This is a genomic window from Luteimonas terrae (assembly GCF_004358165.1).
GTDB classification, from domain to species: Bacteria; Pseudomonadota; Gammaproteobacteria; order Xanthomonadales; family Xanthomonadaceae; genus Luteimonas; species Luteimonas terrae.
Genome location: NZ_SMTG01000004.1, coordinates 537,182 through 549,360, shown reverse-complemented (window position 1 = coordinate 549,360; position 12,179 = coordinate 537,182). Strand labels below are relative to the sequence as shown.

The 12,179-nt window shown below is 65.6% G+C and carries 10 protein-coding genes; 3 read left to right on the top strand and 7 right to left on the bottom strand.

Annotation, left to right across the window (positions count from 1 at the left end; translation table 11 throughout):
- Nucleotides 1-140: 140 nt before the first annotated feature.
- The 6 genes from E2F49_RS11675 to E2F49_RS11650 form a co-directional block, all read right to left on the bottom strand.
- A complete protein-coding gene (locus E2F49_RS11675; protein ID WP_133394038.1) occupies nucleotides 141-608 on the bottom strand; it encodes a hypothetical protein in 468 nt (155 codons plus the stop codon).
- Between the two features lie 128 nt (nucleotides 609-736).
- Entirely contained in the window at nucleotides 737-1,570 is an 834-nt protein-coding gene (gene queF / locus E2F49_RS11670) for an NADPH-dependent 7-cyano-7-deazaguanine reductase QueF (protein ID WP_133394037.1), read from the bottom strand.
- Between the two features lie 54 nt (nucleotides 1,571-1,624).
- On the bottom strand, nucleotides 1,625-1,981 hold the full coding sequence (locus E2F49_RS11665) for a hypothetical protein (RefSeq protein ID WP_133394036.1): 357 nt from the start codon (nucleotides 1,979-1,981) through the stop codon (nucleotides 1,625-1,627).
- A gap of 13 nt (nucleotides 1,982-1,994) precedes the next feature.
- Nucleotides 1,995-3,302, bottom strand: a complete 1,308-nt coding sequence (locus E2F49_RS11660) for a M20 family metallopeptidase (RefSeq protein ID WP_165971222.1) — start codon at nucleotides 3,300-3,302, stop codon at nucleotides 1,995-1,997.
- Nucleotides 3,303-3,391: 89 nt separating this feature from the next.
- Entirely contained in the window at nucleotides 3,392-3,703 is a 312-nt protein-coding gene (locus tag E2F49_RS11655; protein ID WP_055250810.1) for a DUF4156 domain-containing protein, read from the bottom strand.
- A gap of 121 nt (nucleotides 3,704-3,824) precedes the next feature.
- Nucleotides 3,825-6,692 carry a M16 family metallopeptidase gene (locus E2F49_RS11650; protein WP_133394035.1) on the bottom strand — a complete coding sequence of 956 codons (2,868 nt, stop codon included), beginning with the start codon at nucleotides 6,690-6,692 and terminating at the stop codon, nucleotides 3,825-3,827.
- 397 nt (nucleotides 6,693-7,089) lie between these two features.
- On the opposite strand from E2F49_RS11650, the gene E2F49_RS11645 reads away from it, so the two are divergent.
- Together E2F49_RS11645 and E2F49_RS11640 are read left to right on the top strand one after the other, a co-directional pair.
- Nucleotides 7,090-7,794 carry an SDR family oxidoreductase gene (locus tag E2F49_RS11645; protein WP_133394034.1) on the top strand — a complete coding sequence of 235 codons (705 nt, stop codon included), beginning with the start codon at nucleotides 7,090-7,092 and terminating at the stop codon, nucleotides 7,792-7,794.
- Nucleotides 7,795-7,829: 35 nt separating this feature from the next.
- Nucleotides 7,830-8,294, top strand: coding sequence for a tRNA (cytidine(34)-2'-O)-methyltransferase (locus tag E2F49_RS11640; protein ID WP_133394033.1), 465 nt, complete (start codon nucleotides 7,830-7,832; stop codon nucleotides 8,292-8,294).
- 1,434 nt (nucleotides 8,295-9,728) lie between these two features.
- Here the strand turns inward: E2F49_RS11640 and E2F49_RS11635 are convergent.
- A complete protein-coding gene (locus tag E2F49_RS11635; protein WP_208004861.1) occupies nucleotides 9,729-10,748 on the bottom strand; it encodes a hypothetical protein in 1,020 nt (339 codons plus the stop codon).
- 219 nt (nucleotides 10,749-10,967) lie between these two features.
- On the opposite strand from E2F49_RS11635, the gene E2F49_RS11630 reads away from it, so the two are divergent.
- Nucleotides 10,968-11,993: a hypothetical protein gene (locus E2F49_RS11630; RefSeq protein WP_133394032.1), complete on the top strand. Its 1,026-nt coding sequence runs from the start codon at nucleotides 10,968-10,970 to the stop codon at nucleotides 11,991-11,993.
- Nucleotides 11,994-12,179: the final 186 nt, after the last annotated feature.

Genomic DNA, 12,179 nt, shown 5'->3' with positions numbered 1-12,179 from the left:
TGTCGCGCGTTTGCGTGCACCACGAAAGGCGACGGCCGCGGGACGCACATACGCCACAGCATGGTCATGTGCCTGCGCCACAACGGAAAAACGCGGCCGAAGCCGCGTTTTCGCGCGTGTCCGACACGACGTGTGCCGGCTTACTTCACCGAGAACTCGCGTGTCTCGACGACGGTGCCGTCGAGCGAGACTTCGAGCTTGTAGGTGCCGACCGGCCAGCCTTCGGGATGGCGGATGTCGAACGCGATGACCTGCGGACCGGCGGTGACGTCGGCCTCGGACACGTTGACCAGCTGGCCTTCGCCGAAGGTCCAGCGCGCGCCGAGCTTGGCCGCGCTGCCGCCGTCGGTGCCGACCGAGGCGTAGATGGTGTCGGTGGTCGCGAACTCGGACGCCGGCGTGGCGACGCGGTTCTGGTCGTCGACGGCATTGCCCAGTTCCACGCTGGTGACCGTGGCCGGCGCAGGCGCGGCCGGTGCGGGCGACGGCTCGGGCGCGACCGGTGCCGGCGGCGGCGCGGCGCTGGGCGCATCGCGGTTGCAACCGGCGAGCAGCAACACACCGCCGAGCGTGGCGGCCAGGGACGTCATCACGACGGATCGGGACATGGAAGCTCCTGCACTCGAAGAACGGGAATCGGGTCTCGCGGGCAGTGCCTGCGCCGCTCGGGCCGGGTCTGGAAGACGACGCCGCAGGCTCCCATGCACCGTGTTAAGAATCCATCGCGCGGCGAGGCCTACTGGCGCTCGTCACGCAGCCGGACCGGCGCCGGATGGCCGGGTGTCGCCCGCCACGGATTGATATCCAGACCGCCGCGGCGCGTGTAGCGCGCTTCGACCGACAGTGCTGTGCAGCCGCAGCGCGCCCGCAGGTCCACGAACACGCGTTCGACGCACTGCTCGTGGAATTCGGCGTGGTCGCGGAACGACACCAGATAGCGCAGCAGCGCGGCGCGATCGATGCGTGGACCGCGATAGGCGATGTGCAGGCTGGCCCAGTCGGGCTGGCCGGTGACCGGGCAGTTGGACTTGAGCAGGGCGGACTGCAGGCGCTCCTCGACGATGTCGCCTGCATCGGCGGCCAGCAGCGACGCATCGGGCGGGCCGTAGCTGGCGATCTCGACGTCGAGGTCGTCGATCGAATCGCCGTCCTGCGCTGCATCCGCCATCGCCGGCAGGCCGAACACCACGTCGACCAGGGCGCCGGCGGACGCCGACAGATCGGCGATGACGCGCGCGCGCACGGCGTCGGCGGTGTCGAAACGCGTGTGGTTGAGCGAATTGAGATAGAGCTTGAGCGACTTCGACTCGACCAGATGCGGCGAATTGCCCGGCACGGTGATCGTCGCGGTCGCCACGACCGGCTTGCCGCGGCCGTCGAGCCAGCTCAGCTCGTAGGCATGCCATCGGTCATGGCCGATGAAGGGCAGCGCATCGCCGATGCCGATCTCCGCGCGCCCGAGCGTGCGCGCGATCGGGAACAGCAGGCCGGGATCGTAGTGACGCGGATAGGCGACCTCGCGGCCGAGCGGAATGGGCGGCGCGGCCGCGTCTGATGCGTGGGAGGACATGCGGGGATTTTAGCGCCCGGCACCGGCCCCGATGCCGCCGCGCGAATCGCAGGCTCAGCCGCGATCCATTGCCGGCGTAACGACGAGGTCCATGCCGAGCGCGCCGATCCGCACCTCGGCGGTGTCGCCCGGCATGGTGACGAGCACCGGCGCCGCATCGCCGTGCACCGACTGCAGCTGCGTTGCGACACGAACCGCACCGTCCGGCGCGTCGGTCACGGTCAGTTCGAGGCGGAAGCCCGCCTCGCCCGAGACTTCGACGACGGCAGGCGCGCCGTTGCGCACGACGAGCGAGGGATTGGCGAATACGGCGCCATCGTGGCGCAGCGTGGCCTGGACCTCCCATCGGTCGGCCGCGAACGCGGGCAGGATGCCGAGGGACAACGCGCTACACAGCAGCAATCGACGCATGCGGGGTCTCCGGTCAGGACGCGGGTGTCTCGAGGAAGTCGAGCGTGGTCTGCAACATCGCACGCAGCCCCAGATCCAGCGCCGATTCGTCCGTGTCGAACTGCGGCGAATGGTTGCTCGGCGCGGTCATCGGGTCCTGGCCCTTGGGCGTCGCGCCGACGAAGAAGAACATCGCCGGCACTTCCTTGGCGTAGTACGCGAAATCCTCGGCGCCCATGTTGAGCGGGGTTTCGATGACGTTGTCGGCGCCGGCGACGGCCTGCAGGCTCGGCAGCAGGCGTGCGGTCAGGGCGGGATCGTTGACGGTGACCGGGTTGCCGGTCGAGTCCGGCACGTGCGCTTCGACTTTCGCCCCGTGTGCGGCGGCGACGTGTTCGGCGACGTTGGTGAGGTCGGCGAAGATGTCGCGGCGCACGTCCTCGTCGAAGGTGCGGATGGTGCCGACCAGCTCCACCGAATCGGGAATGATGTTGTAGCGGATGCCGCCGTCGATCGCGCCGAAGCTTACCACCGCCGGCAATTCGGAGATGTTGGTGCGGCGGCTGACGATGGTCTGCGCGGTGCCGATGATGTCGGCCGCGGCGACGATCGGATCGATGCCGCCCCACGGCCGCGAGCCGTGCGTCTGCCGGCCGATCACCTTGATGTTGAAGCGGTCCGAGGCCGCCATCAGCGGGCCGCCGCGCACGCCGATCTGGCCGGCCTGCAGGGTCGAGAACACGTGCAGGCCGAACACGGCGTCCGGTTTGAAGTCGCGGAAGATGCCCTCGGCCAGCATCATCGAAGCGCCACCGTCTTCGTCGTCGGGCGGGCCTTCCTCGGCGGGCTGGAACACAAACAGCACTTCGCCGGCCAGCTGCTCACGCATGCCGGCCAGCGCTTCGGCCACGCCCATCAGGATGGCGACGTGTGCGTCGTGACCGCAGGCGTGCATCACGCCGGTGGTCTGGCCGCGATAGGTCGCCGTGGCGGTGGAGGCGAACGGCAGGCCGGTCTGTTCGGTCACCGGCAGCGCGTCCATGTCCGCGCGCAACGCGATGCGCGGGCCCGGGCGACCGCCCTTGAGCACCGCGGTCACGCCGGTGTGGGCGATGCCGGTCTTCGGTTCGAGGCCGAGGCTGCGCAGATGCGCGGCGACCTTGGCCGCGGTGCGCATCTCGCGGTTGCCGAGTTCGGGGTGCTGGTGGATGTCGCGCCGCCAGTCGACGACCTTCGCCTGCAGCGCGGTCGCAGCGCGCGCGACCGCGGGACGCTGCGCCTCCTGCGCGAAGGCGGGCATTGCGGAGCAGGCACAGAGCAGGGCGGCGGCGAGACGGTGCATCGGCGACTCCTCGAAGGACGATCGCCCGATGCTAAAGCGAAATGCGGTGGACGCGCGCTGGCGCGTCCACGGTCATGCGGGAACCGCGATCAGCGCGCGCAGCGCCAGGCGCCGAAGCGCTGGCTGCCGCCGGTGGGCTCGCCGAGCGGGCTGATGGTGTCGGCATTGAGGCCCGGGGCCTCGTTGCGGGCGAGGGTTTCGAGTTCCTCGCGCACGCGCAGCTGGTTGCGTTCGACGAACGCGATGCTGTGCTTGACCGAGACCTCCACCTCGCCGCGCTTCTGACAGTCGGCGGGCGCAGCACTGACCACGCGCACCGCGCTCGCGCCCGGCGCCATGTGCACCCAGGTGCAGCCGGCGGCGGAAAGGGACAACAGCAGGACCAGCGGAAACTTGCGCATCGGGGAAGGCTCCGGATGTCGGGGTGGCAGCGCGATGCCCGCCATTGTGGCGGGCATCGGCTGAGTGCGGGTTCACCGTCGGCGCGTGGCGATGCAGGTGCACCGCCACGCTACGCGTCACTCAACGGGCGACGGGCTTGCCGTCGGCGTCGAGCACCTGCACCTCGCCCAGCTCGAGCGCGCGCACTTCGCCCTCGATCTGCTTGAGATCGCCGACCACGACCCAGGTCAGCGCCTTGGGATCGATCGTCGCCGCGGCGCCGGTCAGATCGGCGACGGTCATCGCCTCGATCTCGGCCTTGCGCTGGAACACGTAGTCGTCCGGACGGCCGAAGCGCACGTTGCCGCCGATGGTCGTCATCACCGACCACGCGGTTTCGTACGCGCCCGGCAGGCTCAGCGTGCTGATGGCCTTGGCGCGGGCGAGTTCGGCCTCGGTCGGCGGACGCGTGCCGTCGGCGAAGTCGGACAGCTCGCGCTGGATCTCGGCCATCGCGTCGTCGGTCTTGTCGATCTGCACCGGCGCCGAGGCCATCCACGGACGCTGGCCCAGCGTGCCGCTGGCCGAGCTGCGCGCACCGTAGGACCAGTGCTTGTCCTCGCGCAGGTTCATGTTGAGACGCGCGGTGAAGTCGCCGCCGATCACCACGTTGGCCATGTCGAAGCGCGTGGAGGTCGGGTCGTTCGTCGGCGCGATGACCTGTGCGGCGAAGATGTTGGCCTGCACGGCGCCCGGCTGGTCGATCAGGAACACACGCGAGGCGTCGGGGCGCGGGACTTCGGCCACGGTCACCGGCTGCGGTGCCGGGCCGGTGCCGCGCCAGTCGCCGAAGTGCGTTTCGAGCATCGGCACGATCTCGTCGAGCGTGGTGTCGCCGACGACGATCAGCGTCGCGCCTTCCGGACGCACCCAGTCGCGGTGGAAGGCGACCAGCTCGTCACGCGTGAGCTTCGCGATCGCGTCCTCGTTGCCGCTGCCGGTGAACGGAATCGCGTAGGGATGACCGGCGCCGTAGACCAGCGGCGGCAGCACGCGCATCGCCACGCTGGCCGGGCGCGCCTTTTCCTGGGCGATGCCGGCGATCCAGGTCGCCTTGATGCGGTCGATTTCCTTCTGCTCGAAGTTCGGCTGCCGCACCATGTCGGCGAACAGCGCCAGCGTCGGGTCGAGGTTCTCCTTGAGCGCCGAGACGTAGGCGTTGCTGCCGTCGAGCGACGCGCCGGCGCCGATGCTGGCGCCGAGGCTTTCGACGCGATCGGCGAAGTCGAGCGAGCCCAGGCCGCCGGCACCTTCGTCGAGCATGTTCATCGCGAAGCTCGCGGTGCCCGGCGTGCGGCCCTGGTCGGCGGTGTAGCCGCCCTTGAACTCGTAGCTCAGCTGCACGACCGGAATCTCCGGACGACGCGCGAGGATCACGGTGGTGCCGTTGGACAGCGTCGCGCGCTGCTGCTCGGGGAACTTCAGTTCGGGGAACGACTCGGTCTTCGGCACGCCCTTGCTGCGGTCCACCGTGCTGCGGGTGGTGCGGAACTTCGATTCCGGCGTCGGCGGGGTGAATGCGGCCGGGGTCACGGCCGGCTCTTCGGCCAGCGGCGTGCGCGCGCCCGGCATGACGGTGAGCGTGTGGCTGCCGACGTCGAGCCACTTGGCACCGGCGGCCTTGACGTCGTCGATGGTGGTCGCGGCGACATTCGCCAGCGATTCGCGGAAGCAGCCCGGGTCGCCGGCGTAGACGGCGCATTCGGCCAGCGCGTCGGCCTTGCCGCCGAAGCCGCCGATGCGCTCGATGCCGCGCACGAAGCCGGCCCGGAACGAGGTCTTGGCGCGTTCGAGTTCCTCGGCCGTGGGGCCCTGCTCGATCAAGCGCTGCATTTCCTCCTCGATCGCGGCTTCGACGGTCGCCGGGTCCACACCCTGCTTGACCGTGGCCATGACCGCGAACATCGAGCCGAGCTGCGATCCGTAGGCGCCGGCGCTGACGTTGTCGACCAGGCGGTCGTCGTGCAGCAGGCGCTTGTCCAGGCGCGAGGCCTTGGCGCCGCCGAGCACGCTGCCCAGCACCTGCAGGTGGTCGATGTCGGTCGTGCCCAGTTCGGCCACGTTCCAGACGCGGTAGATGCGCACCTGCGGCACCTGGTCTTCCATGGTCTCGCGGGTGTCGGTCGTGCGCTGGGCCACGTCGACCTTCGGCTGGGCCATCGTCGGGCCGGCCGGAATGTCGCCGAAGTACTGCGCGGCCTTGGCGCGCGCGGTGGCCACGTCGATGTCGCCGGCCAGCACCAGCACGGCGTTGTTGGGGCCGTACCAGGTGCGGAACCACTGCTTGACGTCGTCGAGCGAGGCCGCGTTGAGGTCGTTCATCGAGCCGATGACGCCGTGGTGGTACGGGTGGCCCTTGGGGTACATCGCGCGGGTCAGCTTGTCCCAGACCTGGCCGTAGGGCTGGTTTTCGCCCTGGCGCTTCTCGTTCTGCACCACGCCGCGCTGCTCGTCGAGCGCCGCCTGGTCGACCGCGCCCAGCAGGTGGCCCATGCGGTCGGATTCCATCCACAGCGCCATGTCGAGCGCGGTAGTCGGCACGTTCTGGAAGTAGTTCGTGCGGTCGGTGTTGGTGGTGCCGTTCTGGTCGGTCACGCCGACCTGCTTGAAGGGGTCGAAGAACTCGCCGTCGTGATTTTCGCTGGCCTGGAACATCAGATGCTCGAACAGGTGCGCGAAGCCGCTGCGGCCGGCCGGCTCGTCCTTGCTGCCCACGTGGTACCAGATGTTCACCGCGACGATCGGCGCCTTGCGATCGGTGTGCACCACCACGCGCAGGCCGTTGGGCAGGGTGAAGGTCTCGTAGGGAATGTCGACCGTGGCCGCGGCGGCCGGCGCTGCGGCCAGCGCCATCGGCGCGGCGGCGACGCCGGACAGGGCGAGGCCGGTCGCGAGTGCGAGCAGGGCCATGCGGGGACGGGACGGTGCAGCGCGGCGGGCAGTGGACATGCCGATCCTTGGATTCGGGCGGAATTGGACCCGCATCCTAGCCAGCCGCCGGGCCGCCGACACGGGCCGCAGGTCATGGTCGGGGGCTCTGCTTGTGGTCGAGGCGATCGTCGCAGCGGATCGAAGCCCTCCCCCGCACTGCGGGGGGAGGGTTGGGTGGGGGCGAACGGTCAGGCCGACGGGTGTCCGGATTCCAGGCATCTGCAACGCGTGCGATCCGTTCCTGCCGTGATCCGGGCGTTCGCCCCCATCCCGGCCTACCCCCGCGCGCGGGGGAAGGAGCAGATCGCGGACCTGCCTCGGTCTGGCCATGCGCCAGCGATCTCCGCGGCCTTGCCCGTCCGATCCTCACGACCCGCCCGCTAGCATCGAAGCCCGATTCTCCCGAGGCACGCAAATGACCGACTGGACCCTCGTCACCGGCGCCAACCGTGGCCTCGGCCTCGAATTCGTCCGCCAGCAGCTGGCCGACGGTGCCTCCGTCGTTGCCACCTGTCGGCATCCGGGCAAGGCGACCGCGCTCAACCAGCTCGCGGCCGAGCATCCGGGCCACCTCAAGGTGTTGCCGCTCGACGTGGGCGACACGCGCTCGCGCGACGAGCTGGTGCGCGAATGGCCGATGGCCGCGGGCGAGGACGCGCGCATCGGGCTGCTGATCAACAACGCCGGGGTCCTGCACAGCGGCGAGCGCTTCGGCACGCTGTCGGCCGACGTGCTCGACGACAGTCTGCGCATCAACGTCACCGGTCCGTTGCTGCTGACCCAGGCGCTGGCGCCGCTGCTGGCCGACGGCGCACGCGTGGCCAACCTGTCCTCGCAACTCGGTTCGATCGCCAACACCGGTCGCTTCGGCACGCCGAGCTACGCGATCAGCAAGGCGGCGCAGAACATGGCGACGGTGCAGCTGGCGCACGCGCTGCGCGCGCGCGGCATCGTGGTCGTGGCTCTGCACCCGGGCTGGGTGCAAACCGACATGGGCGGCGCCGGGGCCAGCGAGGTGCCGGAAGCGTCCGTTGCCGGCCTGCGTCGCGTGATCGCCGGGCTGCGCGACGCGGACAGCGGCCGCTTCCTCGACTTCAACGGCAAAGCCCTGCCCTGGTGACCGACAATGGCCGGCCTGCCGCCTGCGCCCGCGCCATGTTCAACGTCATCCTGCACACGCCCGAGATTCCGCCCAACACCGGCAACGTGATCCGCCTGTGCGCCAACACCGGCGCGCGCCTGCATCTGGTGCGGCCGCTGGGCTTCGACCTCGACGACCGCAACCTGCGCCGCGCCGGCCTCGACTATCACGAGTACGCGACGCTGCAAGTCCACGACGACCTGGACGCCGCACTCGCGGCGATCCGGCCGGAGCGCCTGTTCGCGCTGAGCACGCGCAACAGCGTGCGGTTCGATGCGCCCGCGTTCGCGCCGGGCGACGCCTTCCTGTTCGGCAGCGAAACCCGTGGCCTGCCCGACGACGTACTGGGCCGCGTGCCCGACGGCCAGCGCCTGCGCCTGCCGATGCAGCCGGGCAACCGCAGCCTCAACCTGTCGAATGCGGTCGCGGTCGTGGTGTTCGAGGCCTGGCGCCAGCACGGCTACGCCGGCGGACTCTGAAGTATCGAGAGCGAGGCCACAGCCACGCGACTGGAAACGTGGTGGTGACACCATAGTTTGTGCATGGCTGTACACCATAGTTTGTGCACATTTTTCCAATACGTGCACAAACTATGGTGTCACTCGAACTGAAGAATTCCAAAGAGTCCGAAGAAAACTGGAGTCCTTCAGATGCCCTAAGATCCATAAAAGCGCGTGGCGGAGTCCCGTGATGGAAAATGCAATCGAGTTCAGCGATGTTCTGCTCTTAGCAGCCGGCATGGTTTTAGGTTGTCTTGCGCTCGCTATCGGCGTTGCCTACTGGGCGTTCAAGCAAAACAGCAGATCACGAAAATACTGCTGCAAGTGCGGTTGTCACCGGCAATCTGCTAAGGCAAACACCCACCCTGGCCATGGATAAAGCAAAAATTTCTAGCTCGCCGAAGAGTTCACTAGGGCGAAGGTTCTCCGCGTTGGATGGCGCCGCTCAAAAAACTGGTGACGAGAGGCGCCAGATGGTTCCCCGGATGCTCTCCAACTCAGAAATGAGCAGACTGCGCTCGTGGGCAAATGAAGTGCTGGATAGCCTTGCTAACGACGGTGTGAAAAGCGGTCATCAGTACGATCGCGAATCGCCGTCTCTTCAGAGGTCTTAGAAGGGAGCAGCCTAACTAAGGCTTTTACCCAGAGCGCCTAGCCCTACGTCGCTCGACGTAAGAGATGGGGTTCTCGATTAGCGCTAGCGCAAAGTTAGGGATCAGAAACGTAAGTAGTGATCTGTAGAGATTGTCTGTGGCGAACTGCGGATCCCGCGCTAGCCATCCGTTGTGATACTGATGCACCTTGGTTGTCCAAGCGTCGTTATCACCCTGAGCCAAAAAAGGGCGCCACGGTCGTACAACGACATCATCGCGATGAACACCCACAGCGCCTGCTTGCGCGAATCGAACAAGATGTTGGCCAGTTGTATTAGATGTTTGACCACAGCCAACCGGCCGGCCCAATTTTGCTGAGTCCCCGGCCTGCAGTGCGGAGACAAAGTTTCGAACCGGTGATGCTCCGTTGGACTTTCGTCTCAGTGCCTGGGAGTGAGGCATGCTGGCTGCCGCCCAAGCCTAGTTCCCTCCGGCTTCCGATGCCGCGGCTTTGCCGCCTAGCGGCCTGTCACCGGCCCAGCCGTCTCTGCCAACTATCTGGTGTTCAACGAGCTGGAAGAGACGCTCGGTGCCGGGCGCGTGCCCTCGATCGCGCAGTGGATGCCCTGGCGCTGGTTGATCGGACAGGTCATCGGAGCGGTGGAAGAACTCCGCCCTCGGCACTAGGCCTTCGGTTGGGGCAGTGGAAGAACTCAGTTTGGGCGGATCGCGCGGCCGCTTTGCCTAGCGCGCCATGCCTCGAAGGCGATGGCATCTAGATGATATCGGCCCGTTACTTGCTTCTATGCACAGCAAGAGTTCAACTCTTCGTGCGTTCCAGCAGGCTGCTGCCCAGTGCCTCAATGATCTCCACAAATTCAAGCACTTCCCTCTCTCGAACCAGAATTCTCTGGCCGACCACGTAGCGATGATCACCGCTACGCTCGATGTAGTCTGCGTCCACGATTCCCTGCTGGTGCGCAAGCAGATGCCGCTGCTGATAGAACACCCTGAGCCTGGCCAAAGAGGCGGAATCGGTCATCTGTTCATAGCTCAGGCCGACCGCGGACTCCCAGAGCTCTGACCCAGCGTCCAGACTCTGAAACGCGTTTCGTCTGGGGTGCTTCCCGGTGCATTGCGCGTAGAGCTGCTCGCAGAGTCTCTGAAAAGATGTCACCGCATCCAACATGCCCTTCTCGATGAGAGACTGCGTTACGACCTCGGCCTCATCGGCGCCGATTGAACTGGCCAATGTGCCACGAAGTCCGGCAGCAGTGCGAATCGAGCTGAGAGTCTGGAAAAATGTGTGGCTGGCTGAGTTTTCGCCGCATGACGGGCAAAAGTAGGCAGCGCCTATGTAGGAGTACCTACACGAACAGTTCTCGCAGCTCGCCCTCAGGCGCATGGGTTCCGCTGCAGCGATAGGAAGCAATATCGCGTCTTGCCCCCCCTTGGCCTCTAGGGTAATGCGAAGGATAGAGCTCCGGCTCTGCCTTCGCTTGGATGCATCAGCATCCGCTCTGATCGCGCTGTTCACGCGATTGACGACTGTCCCGAATGCGTACTTTCGAGCCGCCTCGACTTGGGCAGTCGTGAACCACGACTTGGCGGGCGCTGCGTGCCGGCACGAGGGACAGAAGACCTCCTCGTCTCTCACAATGTTCTTCCAGTCCTCGTAGAGAATCTTGAACTGGAAGAGGCACTCGGGCGAAGGGCACTCCCTGTCCCAGTAGCCGTCGGAGTCACTCTCGATCGGAACTGAAACCTGCTGCGGAACAGACAGACGATCCAATTCCTTCTTCAGATGATCGAACATGACCTTCCCCTGCTGGTAGCTCAAGGGTGCCTCCGATTCGAGATGGCATCAAGGTTGTCAGCGGACGCAAACTCAACGTGCTGAGAACCTGACACAAGAGCGGTCGCTGGACGCCTAAGAGGCTCCCAACGTCTCTTCCCACATCAATTTACTTGCTTTTATGCGGATCTACATAATTGCGCATAATCGCCGCTGGGCCAAGGCTGTAGCCCCACTCTGCTGAGCGTCTTCTGAGAACCCCACATGTCGAAAAATGCGGAAATCAGTGCACGCTCCCCGCGGCACTACCCTGGATCCATAGAACTCAAGGAGGGGACTGGCCCCATCACTGCCATGTGCCCATGTGGATCGTTTCTGGAGATCTTCAAGGTAGACAGGACCTTTAGAATTCAGACACCCGAGTCTGTAGATCCGGAAGAGACGAACCCCAATGCTCCCTGGGTCTCGACCCCGGTCTCGAACTACGGGTCCGCGAATCTGACTGTTGCACGCGTGCTGCTTCAGTCCAAGGAGATGCTGAGCTCGGCATCTTTTGACGGAACGGTCGATAAGGAAGCAGTTCTTCAGCACATGCATAGCTGCAAGGAAGTGCTCCTGGCATGTGAGACGCTGTCTGATCGAGTCACATCCGGCATCTCTAAGCTCACCAATCAGATCGAGGAGAGGGGAATTCCACGTGATAATGGCGGTCGTGGCTTCAATCCGTTTCCACACGTCGAGGGCTTGGAGCTCGATTGCGGAGCGTTCCTCGTCCAGATCAACCGAGCTGTAAAGCTTGTATGCGAGCTGCCTACCCTGTTCTTCGATCTTGAGCGCCCTGATAGCAACTTCGATCATCTCGCCACAAGGCTTGCCAAGCATGTTGGCGAGGACACACCTCTGACCAGGTTTGTTCGAGCGCACGCTGACAGGGTCCGCTACATCGCAGAGCTTAGGAACTACCACGAGCATCCACGCGAGATCCGTACCGTCATCAAGAACTTCCACGCGCTACCCAGCGGAGACATCTGCGAGCCGACATGGCAAATGGTGGGAGAACCAGGCTCACAAGCCATGTCTGTGAAAGAGGAGATCGTCGCTGCGACTGAGTTTGTTCGCTCGCTCGCCGAAGTGCTCTTCTTGCACCTTCTCATGCATCAACTTGTTGACGACTTTCCCTTCATCGTGACTGAAATTGAGGAAAGCGAGCGCGATAGTGCGGTTCCTATCCGCTATCGATTAGCGCTGGACTTTTCGCAGATTCATGTTTCATCAGCGCCGTACGGGTAAGCGCCTCACCCTTCACTTCTCGAAGTTCTGAGGCGATTGTTCGTCAAGTGCCCGCCGCACCTCAGAAGGGGGCGCCAAGATTAGTGGAGGCCAGTCGAAGGAGCGGTGAGCCGGGATGTGATGACTGTTTGATCTAAGAGGGCGTGTACACCGATCGTTGCCGTTTTAAGGGCACCGGCATTAAAT